This window comes from Dictyoglomus sp. GBS (assembly GCF_055179815.1).
Map to the genome: position 1 here is coordinate 1,701,272 of NZ_CM143687.1, position 23,051 is coordinate 1,724,322.

Here is a 23,051-nt window from a genome sequence, read left to right on the forward strand (position 1 = left end):
AAAATTTTTGATTTTTGAAGAGACAAAAAATGAAAATTGGAAGACCACAATTAATAGATGAGGTTAATAAAGGACAAATTTTAAAACTCTTAAGAGAAGAGGGTCCGATTTCTCGTGCAGAAATAGCTCGTAGACTTGGTCTCAGTCGACCTACTGTTTCTACTCACATAAGAGAGCTCATAAAAGAAGGATTAGTATATGAAGTAGGTAAAGGAAAAAGTAGTAAAGGTAGAAAAGGTATTTTATTAAAATATAATGCTAAATATGGATATTTCTTAGCAGGAGACATTGAAGGATCTATAATGAGATTTGCAATATCAGATCTTTGTGGAGAAATTCTTTATGAAAAAGTATTATCCTTAAATGAACTTAGAGAAAAAAATATGATGCAACCCGAAAAACTTGTAGAGATAATGAAGACCTTTGTTTACGAAAATAAAATAAACTCTGAACACATAAAAGTCATTTCCATAGGAATAGCAGGTATAATTGAGGAAGGAAAACTCATTTTTGCCCCAAACCTTCCAGAATGGAATCATACACCTCTAAAATCTCTCATAGAAACAGGATTTCCTAATACCTTTATAATACTGGAAAACGATGTAAATATGGCTGTAATGGGAGAATTTTGGAAGGGAGCAGGAAAAGGCCACAAAAATATTGTATATATGAATTTAAGTACAGGAATTGGTGCAGGTATCATGATAGATGAAAAATTATATGAAGGAGCAAATAAATTTGCAGGAGAAATTGCATATATGGTTTTAGGCAACCGACATGATGAATATCCAGGATTAGAATATACACCTTTGGGAGCCTTAGAATGGGTAGTTTCAGGAATAAGAATAATAGAAAAGGCAAAATCTATAGATCCTAAATATAACCTAATAGAAAAAATATTTGAAGATTATAATAAGGTATATGAAATTACTGAGCTTATTAACAAGGTAAGCGAATACTTAGCAAAAGCGGTGGTAAACATTGTAAGTATATTAGATCCAGAAGTTATAATTGTAGGCGGAATTGTAGGAAAATTTTTAAACATATTACTTTCCAAAATGCAACCTGTAATAGAATATTACTTACCAATTCCAGTAAAAATTATACCTTCTGCTCTATATCCAAAAACAGTAATCTATGGAGCTATATATAAGGCTATAAATCATTACCACACAAAACCCGTTATTGTATAGTCAAATCTCAATTAGCTTTTTAGCTTTATCAAGTCGATCTTTTAAATTTCTTAAAGAGTCTAAGTATCCAAAAGTTGGCTTTTCAATCTTAATATTATATATGGTTAAAGATTGCGGGTTATGCTCATGTCCACATATTACAAAATCAGCCTTATTTTTTAAAATAACTTCCCCCAATTTTTCACTTCCTAAATAAGCAGAAAAGAAATTTTTTATCATTACTAATTCCTTAAAAGGAAGCATATGAGTTATAACTATCTTATTAAAATTTTCAACCTTATAAAAATCTTTTTCTAACTCCTCAATAAATAGCTTACAAATCTCTATATTACTCAGACAATTTCCATTGATATTAGTAAAATTTATTAATTTCCAAAACGTTTCCCTCCATTTTAAACCCCTAAATACTCCTTTATCATAATCTTCCTTTGGATAGTCACTATTACCCAAAGTGTAATCATACCAACCTAAGGTACCCAAAAATGCCCATTTACCAGTAATAAAAGGATTTCTGGGAAGAAAATGAATCCCAAAATCCTCACAAATATTAGGCAGTATGTAGTAATATTTATCGGTACTGGTTATTTTCCCTTCTTTCCATACATCATGATTTCCAGGAACAAAAACAATATTAATGTTAGTATAAGAAAATTCTTCAAAAAATAGCTCCACTTCCCATATCTTAGAAGATATATCTCCTCCAATAATCAAAATATTTGGATTATCAGTTAATAGATAATCCCTAATTTTTCTTAAAATTTCTCTCTCTTCCTGTAGATTTAAGCCATTTCTAAGTCTAATATAATCTAAATGAAGATCTGAGATAGCAAGGATTCTCATTTAACAATCTTGAGAAATTTAAAGAAATGGAATAAATTTAAGATAAATTTAACTACAGGATCAAGAAAAGAATAAACAAGAGAATCCTTCAGAATAAGAATTTTGTAATCATTTGGCAAAAAATTTATTAACAATGCATAAACAATAATTATAATTCCGCCGCCTAACACAACCCTTAAAAGGAAATTGGGTAACACTAAAAGAAAATAACTGAATACAAAGGTCAAAATAAAACTTACAATGTTAGCAGGAAGATGAATAGGGATTTTAATATATTTCATATAAAGAGGAGTAAGAAAAGAGGAAAAATAAAATGCTATAACCAAAGAAATTAAAAGCACTATTTTATTAGAAAATATATCTTTTAAGCCCTTAATAGCCAAGCCCAAAATTGTAATAGCACATATTAAATCAAAGATCATGATCCCTACTCCTCATAAGTTATCATTACTCTTAAACTTTTACCACTCAATCCTACTTCTATTGCTTTATGAATTTCAGATAAAGGAAACTTATGAGAAACTACTTTTGAAACATTTATTCTTCCATCTTCTATTAAGCGTAATGCCCTACTATTTGTAAAAGGATTAACAAAAGATCCCATAATAGTCAACTCTCGATAATAAACGTCAAAAGGAGAAATACTTATCAAATCTTCCTTTGGAGAAACACCAAAAATGAGTACTTTTCCACCTCTTCTTACATTATTAATTGTCAACGATACAGTTTCTTTCTTTCCCACAGCTTCAATACCCACATCCACTCCTCTACCATTCGTTAACTCTTTAATAAAAGAAGAAACTTCATCAGATGGACTTAAAACATAAGACGCTCCAAGTTCCTTAGCTATTTTTCTTTTCCCTTCGTCTATCTCAACTACAATAACCGAACTTGCACCATAAAAATATGATAACTGAAGAAGTATCAAACCCAAAGCTCCTGCTCCAACTATAAGAACTGTATCTCCCAAATGAATACCTATTCTTTCAATTCCATGTAAAGCACATGCAACTGGTTCCATCATAGCTCCTTCTATAGGAGAAACCTTTTCTGAGAAAGAATATGCCTGTTTAAATGGAACCTTACAATACTCAGCAAACCCCCCATCCATATCAACTCCTATAGCCCTCAAATTTTCACATAGATGTATTTCTCCTCTTCTGCAGAAATAACAATGCCCACAAGCAATATTAGGATCAACAGCCACCAAATCACCCTCTTTTATGCCTAACACATTTCTCCCTACTTTAACTACTCTTCCAGCAAATTCATGTCCTCTTACAATATCGTCCTTCGCATAGCCTTTACCAGCAAAAATATGTAAATCAGTACCACATATTCCTGATGCAAGCACCTTAATTAATATCTCATCATCATTAACTAAAGGTTCTGGTTTATCTATTAAATTGATTTTCCCCTTTTTCCAAACAGCAGCAAGCATATTAAAACCTCCCGAAAATAGACAATTTAATTTTTATTTTACAATATAAAATCTATGTGGTAAAATTTTTAAAAAGTAAATTAATTTTATTTTTTCTTCCCCCTTAAAACTAATAAAAAAATCCATAATTAAAGGAGGGTAAAAGATGAGGTACAGAAAGATGAATAAAATTGATGTAACTGTTTCCTCATTAGGCTTTGGCGCTATGAGACTTCCCACTTTAGGTAGTGATTCTCAAATAGACGAGCCAAAAGCTATAGAATTGATTAGATATGCCATAGATCATGGGGTAAATTATGTGGATACCGCATATGGTTATCATGGTGGACAGAGCGAGATATTAGTTGGAAAAGCCTTAAAAGACGGTTATAGAGATAAAACATATCTTGCCACAAAACTACCTGTTTGGTTTGTTAACAAAAAAGAAGATATGGATCGACTCCTTAATGAACAACTGAAAAAATTAGACACAGATCATATAGATTTTTACTTGCTACATGCACTAAATAGAGAAAGCTGGCAAAAAGTGTACAACCTTGGTGTTCTTGAATGGGGAGAAAGGATGAAAGAAAAAAATCTAATAAGATTTTTTGGCTTTTCTTTCCATGATGACTTAGACACATTTAAAAAGATTATTGATGCTTACGATTGGGATTTTTGCCAAATTCAATATAACTATATGGATGTAGATTATCAAGCAGGAAGAGAAGGACTTTTATATGCCTATAATAAAGGGATAAATGTGGTCGTAATGGAACCTCTAAGAGGAGGCAGATTAGCAAGACCTCCTAAGGACGTCATGGATTTAATCAATAGCTACAAAATTAAAAGAAGCCCTGTGGAATGGGCTCTCCTATGGCTATGGAATCATAAAGAAATATCTACTGTACTTTCTGGTATGAGCACCTTAGAGCAAGTTAAAGAGAATATTGAAATTGCAGATAAGGCTGAAGTTGGTATTCTATCCCAAGAAGAGTTAGAATTTGTAGAAAAACTAAGACTTGCATTTCTTGGGAGGAAAGCTATTGATTGTACTCAATGTGGTTACTGTATGCCATGTCCATATGGGGTAAATATTCCAAGAAACTTTTTCCTATATAATGAAGGTATCAGATATGATGATTGGGGTGCTCCCCGTTGGGAATATAATTATTCCATGAGAGAAGAAGAAAGAGCAAGCAATTGTCAAGAATGCGGTGTATGTGAAACAAAATGTCCTCAACAATTACCCATAAGAGAACTCCTTAAGAAAGTACATGAGGCGTTAGCCCAAAAATAATAAGGGGAAGGGATTAACCCTTCCCCTTATATTTCTTTAAATGCTGAAGGACATATATCTTTTAAGATACATTCTTCACATTTTGGAGTTTTAGCTTTACATATGTTTCTTCCATGATGTATTAAAAGATAAGAAAAATTAGCCCATTCATCTCTTGGTACAATCTTCATCAAGTCTTGTTCCATTTTATCTCTATTTTTCTCTTTACTAAGATCTAATCTTTTAGAAAGTCTTGCCACATGTGTATCTATCACAATTCCTTCATTTTTGCCATAACCTGCTGAAAGAACCACATTAGCAGTTTTTCTCGCCACACCAGGGAGCTTTAATAATTCCTCCATAGTATCGGGAACTTTTCCACCATATTCCTCTACTATAATTTGGGCACAACTTTTTATAAATTTAGCCTTGTTTCTATAGTAATTTATGGATTTTATATCTTGTTCCAACTCCTCTTGAGGTACTTTTAAATAATCTTCAGGAGATTTATATTTTTTAAATAAATTTTCGGTAACCATATTAACTCTCTCATCAGTTGTTTGGGCCGAAAGAATTGTTGCAACTAAAAGTTCCCATGGATTAGAAAATTTTAGAGCTATTTTAGGCTCATAAACTCCTTTAAGTCTATTAATCAATTCCTTTACTCTTTCTTTCTTGTCCATAGTATAAAACCACCCCCAAAAATAAATAGCTATTAAAGTTTATCATAAACTTGTATAATCAATTAGTGAACTATAAAAAGTGAAAGGAGGCTTAAGAGTGGATATAAAAACTATACTAAAGAACCTATCAAATCTGGATGGTCCTTCAGGTTATGAATATAAAGTAATAGAGTATATAAAAACCGAAGCAGAAAAAATCCCAAATACTACCAACTATGTTGATAATCAGGGAAATCTTATCGTAAAAAGGGAAGGAAAAGGCAAAAAAATAGCCCTTTTTGCTCACACCGATGAAATAGGTTTTGTAATTACTAAGAAAGAATTAGGTAATTATTTCAGATTTCACACCTTTGGTGGAGTAGATCCTAAGATTGTAATTTCTCAAAGGCTGAGAATACATACAAAAAAAGGTATAGCTTATGGTGTGGTAGGAATGTTAGAACCTCATTTACAAACGGAAGAGATGAGACAAAGAGTTTTAACTTTTGATGACTTATTCATGGATGTGGTAGAAAATTCAGAATATGTATCTATAGGAGATTTAGCTACTTTTTCATCAGAGGCTTTTGAATTAAATGAAAAGTATGTAACGGGAAAAGCCTTAGACAATAGAGCAAGTTGTACTACTTTACTTTATACTTTATATCTTTTAAATCAATATGTAGTAGAAAATGAGGTATATTTTGTCTTTTCTGTAAGAGAAGAAGATGGAACTTCAGGAGCTTCTACTTCTGCATATCACATAAATCCTGATCTTGCTATAGTATTAGATGTAACTCATGGGGATATATATAGACCAGGTTATCCCAAAATTGAAACAGGTAAAGGTCCAGTATTAGATATTGGAACCATGGTTGATTATAAATATTTTGAAAAAATCAAAAATATCGCTGAAAAAATATCAGTAAACTACCAAATAGAACCAAATGGAGAACACAGTCATACTGATACAGACAGAATCCAAATAACAAGGGAAGGTATTCCAACTCTACTAATCTCTATACCCTTAAGATACATGCATACACCATATGAAGTAGTAAATATAAAAGATATAGAAGAAACGGCAAGACTTCTAAGTTATTTCATAGCTACTGGAGGTGAATAACTATGCTTTTAAAAGAACTCTCCAACCTTTGCGGGGTTTCTGGTTTTGAACAAGAGATAAGAAATTTTATAAAGGAAAAAATAAAAGATAAAGTAGATGATATAAAAGAGGATAAATTAGGAAACTTAATAGCATTCAAAGAGGGGAAAAATAATAAAAAGCTAATGTTAACAGCTCATATGGATGAGGTAGGATTTATCGTAAGTAATATAGAGGAAGACGGAAAAATTAGTATTATTCCCCTTGGATCCATAGATCCGAGAGTGGTTCTTGGTAAAAAAGTGGTAATTGGAGAGAAAAAAGTACCTGGAATTATTGGTTCAAAACCGGTCCATCTAATGACAGGTTATGAAGGCATTTCCTCTTTTGAAAATATAAAAGTTGATATTGGAGTTTCCAAAAAACAAGAGGCAGAAAACAAAGTAAAAATTGGTGATTTCGTTAGTTTTGCCCCCAATGCTATGCTACATAAAGATTGGATATCTGGAAAAGCATTGGATGATAGAGGAGGATGTTCCATACTTATAGATCTCATAGAGGCCAATATAGAACCCTTTTATAATACATATTTCACCTTTGTTATTCAAGAAGAGACAGGATTAAGAGGATCAGGGGTAGCTGCAAATCAGATAGACCCAGATTATGCCATAGTTATCGAAACTACTACATCAGGTGATAATCCAGAATTTCCTGAGGCAAGAAGATCAAGCGAACTTGGCAAAGGACCCGTGATTACACCAGCACATAGAGGATATGTAAATGATGAAAAACTTTTTAATTTTGCCATTAAAGTAGCTCAAGAAAATAATATTCCTTATCAAATAAAAAGAAGAACCGCAGGGGGTACTGACGCTGCAAGAATTGCCATAACCACTGGTACTCCCTCTTTAGTCATTTCCATTCCATCCCGTTATATTCATTCCCCAATGTGTGTGGCAAACCTTCAAGATTATCAAAATACTTTTAAACTCTTATCCATTATCATTACAAAGGAGGTAAATTAATGAAAGAGCTAATTAAAAAACTTACTACCACCCCTTCTCCCAGTGGAAGGGAAGAAAAGATAAAACAGACCATATTAGAAGAATTACAAGGATATATAGATGGATATAAAATAGACAAATTAGGAAATCTTATTGTATGGAAAAAGGGTAAAAAAGAAGGAAAAATTCTTTTAGATGCTCATATGGATGAAATAGGGGTTTTAGCTACTTATATAGATGACAAGGGATTTATAAGAATCGAGCCTATAGGGGGTGTATCTCCTTATAACCTCTTGGGAAGCAGTATTCTATTTCCAGAGATTGAAGGATTTGTAGGAGTAGAAGGAGAAACTTCAGAGGAGATGGCTAAAAATATTAAAAACCTTGATTTTGATAAGATATTTGTAGATATTGGAGCAAATAGTAAAGAGGAAGCTGAAAGTTTGGTTCCTCCTGGCACTTTTGGAGTTTATTCTTCATCTTTTAGAGACCTTGGAAATCGTGTAGTTTCAAAAGCTATGGATGATCGAGTTGGTTGTGCTATTATTATTGAAGTATTTAGGAGATCAACTCCCATTTATGATTTGTATGGAAGTTTTTCAGTACAAGAAGAAGTCGGCCTTGTAGGTGCAAGTGTCGTAGCTTTTGATATACAACCAGATGTAGCCATAGCTGTAGATGTAACAGCTCATTCTGATACCCCAAAAGGATTAAAAAGAATATCTTTAGAACTTGGCAAAGGCCCTGCAATAAAGATAAAAGATAGTGCATCCATAAGTGATAGAAGAATTGTAGAAAAATTAAGGTGTTTAGCAGAAAAAAATCAAATACCTTACCAAATTGAAATACTCCTAAGAGGGGGTACAAATGCTGCTGTCCTTCAAAGAACAAGAGCAGGAATTATAGCAGGAACACTATCTATTCCAACAAGATATGTCCACTCTCCTCACGAAATGATAGATATAAGAGATGTAGAAAATGCTGTAAGATTATTTAAAATCTTTGTAGAATCAGAGGATTCTATAAAATTATAAAATAATGGGGAGGAATAGAGGTATATTTCCTCCCCTTTTATTACTATTAACAAGATTAAAAATTATGCTTAAAATATTATCATGAATGTGGGGAAGAGGATTAGAGAATTAAGAAAAAAGAAAAATTTCAAATTAGAAGACTTGGCTCAAAAAACAGGTCTCTCTCTATCTTATATATCCTTAGTAGAACGAGGCTTAAAAAATCCATCATTAAAAGCTTTAGAAAAAATAGCAAAAGCTTTTAATGTGCCTACTTCTTATCTATTTTCAGGTGAAACTGAAGAAACCTTAGAAACTTTTCTCAGAGCTAACACCTCATTGGATGAAGAAGAAAGAAAAATGATAATTCAGTTAATAAAGTCATTAGAGAGTAGGAAAAATGTACGAGGATCTGACTAAAGAGATTTTAAGTTATTTCTTTATAAAGAAGCCACCTGTAAAACCTGACGTAATTGCTTATGGTTTAGGTTTTAATATAACATTCACCAAAGTCCCAACTCATAAAATATCTGGAATAATTTACAATAAAGAAATATTAATAAATTCATCAGATCCAATAGTAAGACAAAGATTTTCCTTAGCTCATGAGTTAGGACATTATTTCCTACATGATCAATCATCCACCATTTATAAATTTGATAAAGAATATATAAGAAAAGAACAAGAAGCAGATTTATTTGCTGCATCTCTTTTAATGCCCATATTTATGTTAGAGAATTATTTATATCTCCCGTTAGAGAAGATAGCCAAGATATTTCTTGTATCCAAAAAAGCAGTAGAATTAAGATTAAAAGTTATAACAATCTAATATAATCCTTATTTTCCAATGATTTAAAACTTCTTTAAAGATATCTTGACAAATTTAACATTATTTTAATATACTATTTTCGTTATTAACACGTGTAAAGTTTATTTTTTTAAGATAATTAACACGTGTTATAAGGAGGTGATTAGAAAATTACAATAAATAATATTCCAAACTTTTCCATCAATGATTTTAAATATTAAAACAAGAAGGGGGAATAGAACTATGAAAAGGTTTTTATTGTTTGGATTACTTGTTGTGTTATTTATATATTCGTTTTCTTATGCTCAAGAAGTCACCTTCTATGGATATAGCGAAATAGGAGTCCATAGCGAATTTCTTAAAGACTCAAATGGAAATTATTCTAATACCTTCGGTCCTGTAAACCTTGATTATTGGAATACATACTTTAAAGTAAAAGCAGAACCATCGAGTTTTCTCGAAAGCTATTTTGAACTCAAAATGTATCCAAATTTCAGTAATTTATTTGATCCAGGAATAATTGAAGTACAAAAAGCCCATTTAACTGCAAAAAGTTCTTTGCTAAATCTTAGAGTTTATTATAAGGAAGACGCAACTCCCTTTGATGATCCCCTACTTTTAAATAAACCTGGAGATCTACCTGGATCTTCCTGGATATGGGGGAATGGATTTGAATTAATAGGAAAACTTTTTAATACAAATATCTTAGCTGGTATCAATTCTTCTGATCAAATTTCTTATTTAAGATTAAAAAGAAGCTTTGCTCCCCTTCTTATTGGTTTCACAGCAATGGGAACAAATTGGGGAGAAGCTAATAAAGGAAAGAGTCTGTTTGGTGTTGATGTTACTGGAAAAATCGGACCTGTAGATCTTAAAGCTGAAGGAATATATGGAAAATGTGTATGGGGACCTAACCCTACTGATTCAGAAGGTGGTTTTGTCTTCTTTGCTGACTTTTCTTCTCAAATTAATTCTATGATAAGAGTATATGGAACAGCTAAAAAAGTGGATTTTGGATATATTAATCAATTTGATTGGTTCAAAACAGATCAAACCCAATTAATTCCAGGAACAAGCAAATCAGCAGGTACCTATCTAAAACTTGGAGCATTTTTTACACCCCTTTCAAATCTTTCCATTGAACCTATAGTTGAGTTAACAAGTAGAGAGGATATAACAGAAAAAACAACAAAATTAACGGGTATTGTTACTTATAATCCTACAAAACAAATTTCCTTAAAAGGTACCCTTGTAAATAGCACTGTTAACAATACAAATTCCACCAGCATAACAGGTGAAGTAACAGTCACTCCTTCTTCTATACTTACTGTTTATGGAAAAGTTTACTATCCTTTAAATAGTAAATTATCAATATATGGAAACACAACCATTACTCCTCTTACAGACCTTACTTTCTATGGTGCACTATCATCTGATCTTAATTCCAATACTACCTGGATATATATTAAACCAAGTTATAAATTATCTAAAGATGTAACCTTAACAGGTATTTATCAATATAAAAAGATAGGAGATACAGAAACCCATACTACATATTATGTAAGCTTAAGTTTTAACAATGCAACATTATATTTTGGAAACGCTCCATCAGAAGAAGGAGCAACCAGTGATTTTGTAAAACAAATTGGAGCTAAAATTTCCTTTGATTTCTAAAAGAGAAAACAAAAAGGTGGGGAGTTAAACTCCCCACCTATAAAGGAGGTATAAAAATGAAAAGATATCTTATTTTAGTATTCTTAATTCTTCTTTCCTCTACTCTTTTTGCTGAATCTGTAAAATATCCATTAGTTTTTAATGACCCTGTAAATGATGATAAAGGACCTGGAACATACGTATACCCAACAGATGCTGTCTTTAAACCTGGAAGCTTTGATTTAACAAAAGTAGTAATTGATGCTGACAATGAAAATGTATACTTTAAAATTTCTTTTAGAGTTCCCATAGAAAACCCATGGGGAAGCCCTCTTGGCCTTTCCATTCAAACTATACATATTTATATTGATAAAGATGGAAAAGAAAATTCAGGTTTTAGAGATTTTATACCAGGAGTAAGGGCTCAAACCACTCTAAATAGTGCTTGGGATATGGCTATATTGGTAGAAGGTTGGCCTACCGAACTAAAGGCTTCTGTAAAGTCTGCAGTACCTGAAATGTATAAATACTGCATATTCCCTGCAAAGGGTGTAAGTGTGGAAGGAAATACCATTATAATTCCTGTACCTAAAAAGAGTTTAGGAGGAGATTTTGTGAAAGGCTGGGGCTTCCAAGTTTTTATCCTTGGACAAGAAGGTTTTCCAACACAAGATCCTGTATCATGCAGAATTAGAGAAGTACTATCTTCTCCACAACAATGGAGATTTGGTGGTGGCGATGATTTCTATGGAGATCCCAATATTATTGATTTATTAGATTATGAAGGAATAAATCAATATGAAGTATTAAGCAAATACAAAAGTGATGCTAAATACGAGAAGAATGTATATGCACAAATTCCCTTCATATACGTGAAATAATTAGGAGGGAGATTGTATATGAGAAAACTTTACTTAATCTTTTTGTGTTTGATACTTTTTATCAGTATAGGATTCTCGGAAAATATAACACAAATACCAGTAAACCCATATATCTCTAATGTAAAAAAAGTAGAAAAACCTTTATATTTAGCTATAATATGGCACAATCATCAACCTTTATATTATGATCCAATTGAGAATTTAAATATAATGCCATGGGTCAGAATGCATGCAATAAAAGATTACTATGATATGGCATATATACTAAAAAACTATCCTCAGATTAAAGCTAATTTTAATATGGTCCCCTCCCTCATATATCAATTAGATCTCTATGCCAATAAAGGATTAAAAGACAAATACTTAATTCTAACAGAGAAACCAGCTGATGAACTAACCCCAGAAGATAAAGACTTTATTTTAAGAAGATTTTTTGATGTAAACTGGGATAGAATAATAAAAAAATTCCCAAGATACTGGGAACTCCTAAATAAAAGAGGACAGTCGATAGATGATAATGTCATTTCAAAAGCAATCCAGAACTTTACAGTTCAAGATTTTAGAGATCTTCAAGTTTGGTTTAATTTGGCATGGTTTGATCCTGACTTTCAAACTTACGATAAAGATTTATCCAGATTAATACAAAAAGGAAAAGACTTTTCAGAAGAAGACAAAAAAATAGTAATTAATAAGCAGTACCAAATAATGTCAGAGATCATGAGATTATATTCAGAATTGCAAAAAAACAAACAGATAGAAGTTGCCACTACACCTTTCTTTCATCCTATAATGCCTCTACTATATAACATTAAATCTGCCAAAGAAGCAGTACAAGATATAAAGATACCAGACTTAAATATCAGCTATCCAGAAGATGTAGATGCTCAATTAAAAAGGGCAGTAAATTACTATAAGAAATATTTTAAAGACAGCCCAAAAGGTTTATGGCCCTCTGAAGGCTCTGTAAGTCAAGAGATCATTTTTTCTGTAGTCAATAATGGCTTTCAATGGATGGCAAGTGATGAAGATGTTTTAGCAAAATCCTTAGGTGTTCCTATTACAAGAGATTCTAAAGGTAATGTTACAAATCCAGATGTTCTTTATAAACCATATATTGTAGAAGAACAAGGTAAAAAACTATATATGGTATTCAGAGATAAAAATTTATCAGACAAAATTGGATTTGTCTATAGCGGAATGAAAGGAGCTAATGCAGCAAAAGACTTTGTAAATTATTTAGAGAATATTTATGAAAGGACAAAAGATACAAAAGACCCATACTTGGTAACAGTAATCTTGGATGGAGAAAATTGTTGGGAATATTACGAAAATGACGGAAAAGAGTTTTTAAATTCACTATATAAATTATTATCTGATAACCCTTATATTGAGACTGTAAGAATATCAGATTTTTTAGACAAATTCCCACCTAAAGCTAAAATCAACAGATTACATGCTGGATCTTGGATTGATGGTACTTTTCTAACTTGGATAGGAGAAAATGAAGAAAACAAAGCATGGGAACTATTAGACAAAACAAGAACAAACTTAATATATGAGACAGTCAAACAAAAAAAGAAAATATCACCAGTACTAAATCCAGTTAATTTAAAATCAGATTTAGAAAAAGCATGGTTTGAATTATATGCAGCAGAAGGAAGTGATTGGTTCTGGTGGTATGGAGATGATCAGGATTCCACTAATGATATTGCTTTCGATGAGTTATTTAGAAAACATTTGATAAACATATACAAACTAATTAAAAAAGAAATCCCACCAGACTTACACTTACCTATAGTAAAGATAGGAGAAGAAAAACCTATTCAAAGTCTACAAAGAAAATTTACCCCCAAAATTGATGGAAAAATATATCCTCAAGATGAATGGAAAGATTCCGCTATATACAATGTAAAAATTGGAACAGGTACATTCGCAAAACCAGGTAAATTCTTAGAAAGGTTATACTTAGGCTTAGATAACGATGCTCTCTATTTCTTGATTGAAAGTAAAGAAACTCTAAAAAACCTGCTTAGAAAACCTTATTATTTAGCTATTTACTTTTCTAACCCATACCTAAAAGAAATAAATGTTTATCCAAGAAATTCAGATAAAAGCTTAGGATATGGTATAGGTTATGAAATATTAATAGATTTATCACAAATAAAAGATCTTGGAGAAATAGAAGTACCTCTAAATCAAGCCTTAGGCAATAATCAATGGAAAGAAATATCAAAAATAAAAGGAGGAATATCTGAGAAATATGTGGAAATAGGAATACCATTCAAATCCATGAAATTACAAGGCAGAGATCAAATTGCAATCAATGTGATCTTTGGCTCAGACAAACCTGAAGATATAGTCCCTTACTATATACCCATTTATGTAACAGTACCAGAAGCAAAATTAGACATAGTTTATTTCTCCATTGATGACCCACAGGGAGATGACTACGGTTGGGGAAGCATAGTTTATCCTACTGCTCCAGTATTTAAATCTGGAGTCTTTGACATAATTCATGTTGAAATGGGAAAAAGTAAAGAAGATATAGTATTCAGGATAAAAATTAGAGGGGATCTTGAAAATCCATGGGGTTCACCTACAGGGATTTCTGTACAAACAATTGACATTTATATTAACGATGGAAAAGAAGGTCCATACTATTATAAAGCATTACCTGGAAGGCAAGCTAATATACCTGAAGGATGGAATAAAGCAATATGGGCTGAAGGCTGGATACAGGAATTGATAATTCCTGTCTTAAACGAAAAAGGGAAGGTAGACTTAAAGGAAATTAAAGGAGTAGTACAAGTTACAGCAGATCCAACCGAAAGAACTATAATAATTTCAATACCAGAAAAATACTTGGGTACTGTAGATCCAAATTGGAAAATACTTATAATAATGTGCGGCCAGGAGGGATATCCAAGACCAGGAAATTGGAGAGTAAGAGAGGTTGAAGAAACAGCAAAACAATGGAGATTTGGTGGTGGTGACGACTTCTACGGAGATCCAAATATTATAGATATGATTGTTCCTCCTGGAATAAAACAAGAAGACATATTGTCTAAATGGAAAAGTAGTGATGAAGAAGAAAACGTATATGTAGATCTACCTTTGATCCCCCTTAGGGTTTTAATGACTCAATAATAAAGAAGGAGGGGATATAAGGCCCCTCCTTCTTGTTAATCTATCCTATTTTTACATCTTCACAAAAAAATCAATTAGATATAAAATTATTTTTTGTTATGGTAGGCAAGCCTCTTTTTAGGCATATTAAAAAAATATTATTAAAACATAAATGGAAGTATATCTCAGGAGCGTTCTTTCTGCTTCTTACGGATATTTTCCAACTAATCTCCCCTAAACTTTTAGGATGGGGTGTAGATTATCTTAATAAGGGATCATTATCTTTGAGAAACCTATTTTTAATATTTTTAGCTTTAATTATTTTTGCAATACTTACAGCCTTTTTTAGATATCTTTGGAGGATGCAAATTATTGCTACTTCTCGTCATATAGAAGCTCAAATAAGAGAAAAATACTTTACCCATCTTCAAACTTTATCATTAAACTACTTTAACTATCATAAAACTGGAGAGCTCATGGCTCTTGCTACCAACGATCTTGGAGCTGTAAGAGAGATGTTTGCTTTTGGTATCGTTATGCTCCTTGATACAATCTTTTTAGGTATTCTTTCTATTTTTTTCCTTATAAGCATAAGTCCCAAACTAACATTATACACAGCTATTCCTTTACCAATAATTACATCAACTATATCCATATTTGGAAAAATAACTCACAAAAGATTTAAATTGGTACAAGAAAGCTTTGCTAATCTAACGGATAAAACTGAAGAAACTATAGCAGGTATAAGGGTTGTAAGAGCTTACGTACAGGAAGAAAAAGAATTAGAGAATTTTTTAGTAAAAGCAAGAGATTTATTAAATAAAAATATAAATCTTGTTAAAGCATGGGGATTTATGTTTCCTACTATAGAACTATTAGCTAATCTATCTATGCTTCTTGTATTCTTCTTTGGAGGGTTGGAAGTTATAAAAGGAAATATCACCCTTGGTGACTTTATAGCCTTCAATTCCTATTTAGGCCTTTTGATATGGCCTATGAATGCCTTAGGATGGGTAATAAACAATTTCCAAAGAGGAAAAGCATCCTTAGAAAGAATAAATGAAGTACTTGATGAAATACCTGAAATAAGAGAACCTAAAAATGCAATAAAAAAAGAAAGGTTAAATGGAGAAATTATATTTAAGAATGTATTCTTTAAATATCCGTCAAGTAAAAACTGGCAACTTGAGGATATAAATATAGAAATAAAACCTGGAAAATTCCTTGGTATCACAGGTCCAGTAGGTTCAGGGAAAACCACCTTAGTAAGTCTCATATCAAGACTTTTTGATATACAAAAAGGAGAGATTCTAATAGATGATATTCCTATTAAAAATCTTTCTTTATATTTTCTCAGAAAAAACGTTGGATTTGTACCCCAAGATAGCTTCTTATTCTCAGATACTATTGCTAATAATATAAGATTTGGCAATCCTAATCTATCAGATAACGAGGTTAAAGAACTAATAAAAATCGTTGCATTAGAAGAAGATCTAAAAGATTTTCCAGACGGTATATATACAGTAGTAGGCGAAAGAGGTGTTACATTATCTGGAGGCCAAAAACAAAGAGTCGCAATTGCAAGAGCTTTAGCCATTAATCCCCCTATTTTAATCTTAGATGATGCTTTATCTGCTGTAGATGCTAATACAGAAAAACAGATTTTAAGTAATCTATTGGAAATAAGGAAAGATAAAAGTCTTATAGTAATAGCCCAAAGGCTATCAGTTATTCAAGAGGCAGATGAAATAATAGTGTTAAAAGATGGAAGGATTACGGAAAGAGGAGATCACAATAAATTAATGAGACTTGGTGGATATTATGCTGAGCTTTATGAACAACAACAATTAGAATCTAAGTTGGAGAGGGAAATAGATGAATCAGTTTTATGAAGAAGAAATATTAGGAAAAGCATATGATTCAAGAATAATGAAAAGATTATTAAAATATGCTAAACCTTACTTTTCTTATCTACTCTTTGCTCTATTTCTTATTATAATCATAACCATTTTAAAGCTTATAAATCCATATATTATAAAAACTGCCATAGATAAAAACATAAACCCCTTTGAAGTTATAAAGGTAGAAAATAGAGAGATAAGAGTATATTATATTGAAGATAATTTAGCCAAAACACTAATTAAAAAATATCCTTCTCTTATCAAACCTTTAAATGGGAAATATTATATTTCCCTTGAAGACATGCAAAAGATTGATATTAAGGACAGATTCTCATTGAGGTGGAAAAATATCTCGAATTTACAAAAAGCAGCTCTATTGTATCTTCTTATTATATTCATGATTTTCTTTCTAACATATATACAAGTCTATATCTTGAACTTAACATCTCAAAAAATAATATATGACCTAAGGAAAGAACTATTCCAGCATATATTAAAACTTCCTATGAGAATTTTTGATAGAAATCCTGTAGGAAGATTAGTAACAAGAGTAACTAATGATACTGAAACCCTTCAACAGATGTACAACTCTGTAATAACAAGTCTTGTAGTAGATATATTCTTGCTTACTGGACTTTCTATTGTAATGTTAAGCTTAAATTGGAAATTAGCTATTATATGTCTAATATCCCTTCCTATAGTAGGTTATATAAGTTTTCTATTTAAAAAATATGCGAGAGAAGCCTATAGAGCTTTTAGAATTAGACTTGCAAGATTGAATGCCTATTTAGCAGAACATATAAGCGGTATTAGAGTAACGCAACTTTTTGCAAGAGAAAAAGAGAATGAAAAAGAATTCAGAGAAATTAATAACTTACTTTTACAAGCAACTCTAAGAAACGTTTTCGTTAATGCCATATTTAGACCTATAGTTAGTGCCTTGGGAAGTTTTGTCTCTGCCTTTCTTATATTCTTTGGTGGCCTACAAATAATGGGAAATCAAATGAGTTTTGGAACTTTATTTTTATTCATATCTTATCTGGGAAGCTTTTTCCAACCAATTCAAGACTTAGCAGAAAAATATGATATAATGCAAGATGCTATGGCTTCTGCAGAAAGAATTTTTTTGCTTCTTGACGAACCGGAACATATAACAGAAACACCTAAGATTACAGTTCTAAAAAATATAAAAGGAAAAATAGAATTTAAAAATGTTTGGTTTGCTTATAATAGTGAATGGGTTTTAAAAGATTTATCCTTTACTATAGAACCGGGCGAAAAGGTAGCTTTCGTAGGTCATACAGGAGCAGGAAAAACTTCAATCATAAATCTGCTTACAAGGTTTTATGATATTCAAAAAGGAGAAATTCTTATAGATGATATTAATATAAAAGATATAGATCCAAAAGAATTAAGAAAACATATTGGTATAGTCCTTCAGGATGTACACCTCTTCGCTACTAATATTTTACAGAATATAAGATTAAATAAAGAGGATATTCCGGAAGAAAAAGTCATAGAAGCAGCAAAACTGGTTAATGCAGATAATTTTATAAGGGAACTTCCGCAAGGATACTATACTCCTGTTCAAGAAAGAGGAGCTACATTATCTTCTGGACAAAGGCAATTAATAGCCTTTGCAAGAGCATTAGTATTTGATCCTAAAATATTAATTTTAGATGAAGCTACAGCTAACATAGATACAGAAACAGAAAAATTAATCCAAGATGCAATAGAAAATCTCATAAAAGGGAGAACCAGTATAATTATTGCCCATAGATTATCTACAATAAAAAATGTGGATACTATTTATGTAATGCATAAAGGTAAGATTGTAGAAAAAGGAAGTCATAATGAACTCATAAAGAAAAAGGGACTTTATTACCATCTTTACAAACTCCAAAGTTTAAATTATGCTAACATATAGTTTTAATAAATAGAAAAATTTTTAAATCGTTTTAAAAGGAGTCCTTATCATATATGAAAAAACTAATCAGTTTAGGTATAATTTTTCTTAGTATATCTGCTGTTTTTTCTCAATTTATTGATCCTTACTTACTAAAAGAAATATCTCTTGGAGAAAATAGTGTAAATTATTTTCTAATTTATGAGAATTTTTTAATATATAACATAAAGGATCAATTAGCAATTTTAGATCTTAAAAACCTTAATGAGAACAAAATAAGAGTGAGATCAAAAAATGCAAGAGACTTTAACACAATTATCAAAGAATTTAAAATAATAGCTACTAAAACGATAGCTGTCGTTAACAATGAACCCTACGCTCTAATTTATAACTTTGAAAAAAATACATATACAGAGCTTCCATATAATTTGGAAAGTAACATAAAAATAAATAACAATTTTTGGTTTTCTATTTCGCAAAATATACAAAATATTTCCTTTTCAAATACCGGAAAATATATACTAGAGAAAAAACTCGTTGAAACTTACTTTCTTGGATTTATACCTACTGAGAATCATTATGAATATCGTATATTAAGCTATCCATCCCTAAAAGAATTAATCTTCTTTTCAACTCAAGATGATTTAGAAGAATCTCTGAATTTCTCTCCTAAGGATACTTTCTTAATGCTAGCAAACTCCTACAACCCTATGGACGATAAAAATGACGATATCTATGGACTTATCCTAATTGATCTTAAAAATATTAAAACGATACCTTTGTTTAAAGATGAGAAAATAATAAGTTACGATGTTTCAAAAAGTGATGATTTATTAGCAATTTCCTTTGAAAAAATGACTAAAGTTATAGACTTTAAAAATCTTTCAGAAATATTTTCTTATCCTATGGGTGGAAGTGTAAGGTTTACTGAAAAAAATGAATTTCTTATTATTGAAGGAACAAAGGTTTCCACCCTTATAGATATAAAAACAAAAGAAGTAATAAACACATATTTAGGGAATAATCTATGTATATCACCAAATGAAGAGTTTTTAGCGTATACTACTACCAATAATCCCTTCTCTTTAATAAAAGAAATTCAATTAGTTCATAGAAAATCAGGTACTCAGAAAAAAATAAGACTTAACAACGAATACTTCTTAGAGCATATGAAATTTTCTAAAGATGAAAAATTCTTCATCCTTTTATTATCTGGAAAGGATGGCTATAACATTAATATTTATAAAATACAACAATAACTATCTTAAAATTCTTGTAATAATCTTAACATCTCCCTATCTAACTTATGTCCATACCAATCCTCATATTCCACATCTTCTCTTTCAGAGTCAAGAATTCCAAAAGGTCCTTTAAAGTTCCAAAGAGCATAACCCATACCTCTTTCTTTAAATATTTCCAAAAGATCTCTCATCCAAGAAAGTACTACCTTATGAGGTGTATACTTAAAGGCTCCCATCTCTCCACAATGAACACCTATGCCTTTATCCATCAGACTTACCCATCTATCATAATGTTTTTCAAGCTTACCCCTATCCCAATATTCTCCGTAATGCCAAGCTCCAGGCCACCTAGGCTCAGGCCAGCTTTCCCCTCCCACCCAACTTGCTTTATAATGGGTAAGTCCCATAGGCAAATACCCTCTACAACTTTGTACAACATTAAGATCAATTAACTCAGGTAAAGGCTCATTTCCATAAGAGATGCCATCTATAATAATCAGCCTTTCATTATCAATCTTCCTTATAAAATCTACCGTTTTCCTTATTACCCTCTCATGATCAGTTCTTGTCATAATATCATCTGATACATAGGGTGGTTCATTAATCAAGTTAAAACTCAAATCTTTTGAGGATATACCTTTGTATCTTCTTGCAAAATATCCCCAATGGTAACAAAAAGCACTTAAAGCCTCCTCATCTTTCCATAAATTAAATTTCTCTTTTAATTCCTGATTAACACTGTAACCTGGACCACGATGAAAATTTAAACATATATGTACATGATATTTTTGGCCCCATGAAATTACCTTATCTATTTTTTCGAAGAACTCTTCCCTTATATAATAAATATCATCATCTTTTATCCAGAATCTATAATTTAGAGGAATTCTTACAAAATCAAATCCCCAGTCAGATATCCATTTAAAATCTTCTTCTTCAAAATCTTTATAATGATAATATGAAAACAAATTGGGTAAATTAAAACCCCTCCATCTTGGAATTACGTTTTTAGCCATATTTACCTCCTAAAAATTTAATTCTGGTATTAAAGCTCTTAATAAAGGAACTCTCCATTCATCTTTTTCAGGATCATAAACTCCGAATCCAGAGAAAAATTCCCAATATGCCCAAGCTATTCCTCTCTTTTCTGCAGATCTTGCCACAAAATCCGTCCATCTAACCCTTGATTCCATATCTGCTTTTGAGTATGCTCCAAATTCTCCCATATAAAGAGGTATATTTCCATGTTCTTTAGCCCAATTAACCGCTATATCAAGTTCCTTTTCTATCATCTGCTTTTCTTCATCTGTACCTAACCATCTAACTCCCACCGGTAAATCTATTTTTACCCATCCTGCTCCTTGATGTGTAAAATTAAAAGGATTATAATAATGAAAAGTTACTATAATATTTTTATCATTTTCAGGAATAATCAACTTATCAAGATTATAAAGGCTATTCCAATTATCAGGTCCTACTACAATTTTTCTATCAGGATTAGTCTTCCTAATAATTTCTATAGCTTCCTTTAAAAATTGATTCCATAAATTACTAAGCAAATTATAAGTAGGTTCATTCAATAATTCAAAATATAAATTATGAGGATAATCTTTATAGTGCTCTGATATTTGCCTCCATATAGCTAGAAATCTATCCTTTTCTTTCAGTGGATCTTGCATTATTTCATCATAATGATGGATATTTATAACTATATAAAGCCCATTATTAAAAGCTTGCTCTATAAGATGATCCACTCTATCAAAAATCTTTTTTTCTATATCATAGGGAGATTCCCTTTTTGAATATATACTCCATTTTATTGGAATCCTCACATGGTCAAAACCTACTTCTTTTACTAACTTAAAATATTCGTCTTTAATAACATGCCCACCCCATGCACCTTCAAAAGGCGCTTCTAAGGCATCTCCAAAATTTATACCACGCCTAATCGGAATATTCATTATAAATTTACCTCCTTAACAAACACATTTTATTTTTTAAAAACATCGATCATCTTATTTTTGTTTCTGGGATTAACACTTTTAAAAGATGTATTCTCCACATTTTATTTAACCCATCATATACTCCAAAACCTGCAGATGCAAAATCCCAATATGCCCAAGCTATTCCTCTCTTTTCTGCAGATCTTGCTACAAAATCCGTCCATCTCACCCTTGATTCCATATCCGCCCTAAAATATGCCCCAAACTCTCCCATCCACAATGGTACATTCCCATTTCTTTTTGCCCAGTCAACAGTAAAATCAAGTTCCCTCTCTATCATTTTCTTTTCTTGATCTGAACCAGTCCATCTAACACCTATTGGAAGCTGAGGCTGTACCCAATCTGCTCCTTGATGGGTAAAATTGAAAGGATTATAGTAATGAAAACTTACTACAAGATTTTTGTCTTCAGGAAGTTTTAAAAAAGAGATAGTGCTATAATTTGCCCAATTTGCTGTATCTACTACAATCTTCCTCGTTGGATTTGTCTTTCTAATTATCTTTATTGCTTCAGCCAAATATTCGTTCCAAATCTGAGGTGTAAGATTTGTATTTGGCTCGTTTAAAAGCTCAAACCATAATGTATCTGGATAATTTTTATAATGCTCTGCTATCTGATCCCATAACGCAAGAAACCTATCTTTGTGTTTTTCAGGATTTTGCATTATTTCATCATAATTATGGATATTTATTATTACATACAAGCTATTCTTAAAAGCAAGATCAATCACTTGATCCACTCTATTAAATATGTAATCCCTTATAGTATATGGGGGTTCATATAATGCATGACCATTCCATCTAACTGGAATTCTCACATGGTCAAAACCCGCTTTTTTTACTAAATCAAAATACTCATCCTTTACATATACCCCCCATGAACCTTCAAAAGGGGCCTCAAGACCAGTAAGATTAACTCCTCTTCTAATGGGTAATTTGGCTTGAGAATGGACTTCCTTAAAAGAAAAAGAGAGAACAAATAGGAAGATTAAGGAAAAAAGTAATATCTTCTTCATC

20 protein-coding genes are annotated in these 23,051 nt (G+C 31.4%); 13 read left to right on the top strand and 7 right to left on the bottom strand.

Features of this window, described 5'->3' with window-relative positions:
• Nucleotides 1-29 precede the first annotated feature (29 nt).
• Nucleotides 30-1,193 (top strand): ROK family protein, encoded by a 1,164-nt coding sequence (locus ACY3IT_RS08520; protein WP_463082515.1) that lies wholly within the window; start codon nt 30-32, stop codon nt 1,191-1,193.
• Here ACY3IT_RS08520 and ACY3IT_RS08525 read toward each other — a convergent pair whose 3' ends face one another.
• Genes ACY3IT_RS08525 through ACY3IT_RS08535 form a run of 3 tightly spaced genes read right to left on the bottom strand, consistent with a single transcriptional unit; the run spans nt 1,194 to nt 3,474 of the window.
• Nucleotides 1,194-2,033 (bottom strand): metallophosphoesterase, encoded by an 840-nt coding sequence (locus tag ACY3IT_RS08525; protein WP_463082516.1) that lies wholly within the window; start codon nt 2,031-2,033, stop codon nt 1,194-1,196. It abuts the gene before it with no gap.
• Nucleotides 2,030-2,455 (bottom strand): hypothetical protein, encoded by a 426-nt coding sequence (locus tag ACY3IT_RS08530; RefSeq protein WP_463082517.1) that lies wholly within the window; start codon nt 2,453-2,455, stop codon nt 2,030-2,032. The genes ACY3IT_RS08525 and ACY3IT_RS08530 overlap by 4 nt, the downstream gene beginning before the upstream one ends.
• Nucleotides 2,456-2,460: 5 nt before the next feature.
• Nucleotides 2,461-3,474 (bottom strand): zinc-dependent alcohol dehydrogenase family protein, encoded by a 1,014-nt coding sequence (locus ACY3IT_RS08535; protein ID WP_463082518.1) that lies wholly within the window; start codon nt 3,472-3,474, stop codon nt 2,461-2,463.
• Between the two features lie 145 nt (nt 3,475-3,619).
• On the opposite strand from ACY3IT_RS08535, the gene ACY3IT_RS08540 reads away from it, so the two are divergent.
• Nucleotides 3,620-4,753, top strand: coding sequence for an aldo/keto reductase (locus ACY3IT_RS08540; protein ID WP_463082519.1), 1,134 nt, complete (start codon nt 3,620-3,622; stop codon nt 4,751-4,753).
• 26 nt (nt 4,754-4,779) lie between these two features.
• Here the strand turns inward: ACY3IT_RS08540 and nth are convergent, their stop codons facing one another.
• Entirely contained in the window at nt 4,780-5,415 is a 636-nt protein-coding gene (nth, locus tag ACY3IT_RS08545; RefSeq protein ID WP_463082520.1) for an endonuclease III, read from the bottom strand.
• Between the two features lie 97 nt (nt 5,416-5,512).
• On the opposite strand from nth, the gene ACY3IT_RS08550 reads away from it, so the two are divergent.
• The 11 genes from ACY3IT_RS08550 (at nt 5,513) to ACY3IT_RS08600 (ending at nt 20,050) form a co-directional block, all read left to right on the top strand.
• Complete coding sequence (locus tag ACY3IT_RS08550) at nt 5,513-6,520, top strand: M28 family peptidase (protein WP_463082521.1); 1,008 nt, start codon at nt 5,513-5,515, stop codon at nt 6,518-6,520.
• 2 nt (nt 6,521-6,522) lie between these two features.
• Nucleotides 6,523-7,524: a M42 family metallopeptidase gene (locus ACY3IT_RS08555; protein WP_463082522.1), complete on the top strand. Its 1,002-nt coding sequence runs from the start codon at nt 6,523-6,525 to the stop codon at nt 7,522-7,524.
• A complete protein-coding gene (locus ACY3IT_RS08560) occupies nt 7,524-8,537 on the top strand; it encodes a M42 family metallopeptidase (RefSeq protein WP_463082523.1) in 1,014 nt (337 codons plus the stop codon). The genes ACY3IT_RS08555 and ACY3IT_RS08560 overlap by 1 nt, the downstream gene beginning before the upstream one ends.
• 81 nt (nt 8,538-8,618) lie before the next feature.
• A complete protein-coding gene (locus ACY3IT_RS08565; protein WP_463082524.1) occupies nt 8,619-8,936 on the top strand; it encodes a helix-turn-helix domain-containing protein in 318 nt (105 codons plus the stop codon).
• Nucleotides 8,917-9,345 carry an ImmA/IrrE family metallo-endopeptidase gene (locus ACY3IT_RS08570; RefSeq protein WP_463082525.1) on the top strand — a complete coding sequence of 143 codons (429 nt, stop codon included), beginning with the start codon at nt 8,917-8,919 and terminating at the stop codon, nt 9,343-9,345. The genes ACY3IT_RS08565 and ACY3IT_RS08570 overlap by 20 nt, the downstream gene beginning before the upstream one ends.
• Nucleotides 9,346-9,567: 222 nt before the next feature.
• Nucleotides 9,568-10,998, top strand: coding sequence for a hypothetical protein (locus ACY3IT_RS08575; RefSeq protein WP_463082526.1), 1,431 nt, complete (start codon nt 9,568-9,570; stop codon nt 10,996-10,998).
• A gap of 56 nt (nt 10,999-11,054) precedes the next feature.
• The gene (locus tag ACY3IT_RS08580; protein WP_463082527.1) at nt 11,055-11,858 is read left to right on the top strand and encodes a glucodextranase DOMON-like domain-containing protein; all 804 of its coding nucleotides are present in this window, start codon (nt 11,055-11,057) and stop codon (nt 11,856-11,858) included.
• Between the two features lie 18 nt (nt 11,859-11,876).
• Entirely contained in the window at nt 11,877-15,005 is a 3,129-nt protein-coding gene (locus tag ACY3IT_RS08585) for a glucodextranase DOMON-like domain-containing protein (protein WP_463082528.1), read from the top strand.
• 98 nt (nt 15,006-15,103) lie between these two features.
• Nucleotides 15,104-16,876: an ABC transporter ATP-binding protein gene (locus ACY3IT_RS08590; RefSeq protein WP_463082529.1), complete on the top strand. Its 1,773-nt coding sequence runs from the start codon at nt 15,104-15,106 to the stop codon at nt 16,874-16,876.
• Nucleotides 16,860-18,812, top strand: coding sequence for an ABC transporter ATP-binding protein (locus tag ACY3IT_RS08595; protein ID WP_463082530.1), 1,953 nt, complete (start codon nt 16,860-16,862; stop codon nt 18,810-18,812). Before ACY3IT_RS08590 ends, ACY3IT_RS08595 begins: the two co-directional genes overlap by 17 nt.
• A gap of 53 nt (nt 18,813-18,865) precedes the next feature.
• A complete protein-coding gene (locus tag ACY3IT_RS08600; protein ID WP_463082531.1) occupies nt 18,866-20,050 on the top strand; it encodes a hypothetical protein in 1,185 nt (394 codons plus the stop codon).
• Between the two features lie 5 nt (nt 20,051-20,055).
• On the opposite strand, the gene ACY3IT_RS08605 is transcribed toward ACY3IT_RS08600, so the two are convergent.
• The 3 genes from ACY3IT_RS08605 to ACY3IT_RS08615 are packed head-to-tail and all read right to left on the bottom strand — an operon-like array spanning nt 20,056 to nt 23,050.
• Nucleotides 20,056-21,048: a glycoside hydrolase family 5 protein gene (locus ACY3IT_RS08605; protein ID WP_463082532.1), complete on the bottom strand. Its 993-nt coding sequence runs from the start codon at nt 21,046-21,048 to the stop codon at nt 20,056-20,058.
• Nucleotides 21,049-21,057: 9 nt separating this feature from the next.
• The gene (locus ACY3IT_RS08610) at nt 21,058-21,993 is read right to left on the bottom strand and encodes a glycoside hydrolase family 5 protein (protein WP_463082533.1); all 936 of its coding nucleotides are present in this window, start codon (nt 21,991-21,993) and stop codon (nt 21,058-21,060) included.
• A 49-nt stretch (nt 21,994-22,042) separates the two neighbouring features.
• Nucleotides 22,043-23,050, bottom strand: coding sequence for a glycoside hydrolase family 5 protein (locus ACY3IT_RS08615; protein ID WP_463082534.1), 1,008 nt, complete (start codon nt 23,048-23,050; stop codon nt 22,043-22,045).
• Between the last annotated feature and the right edge of the window lies 1 nt (nt 23,051).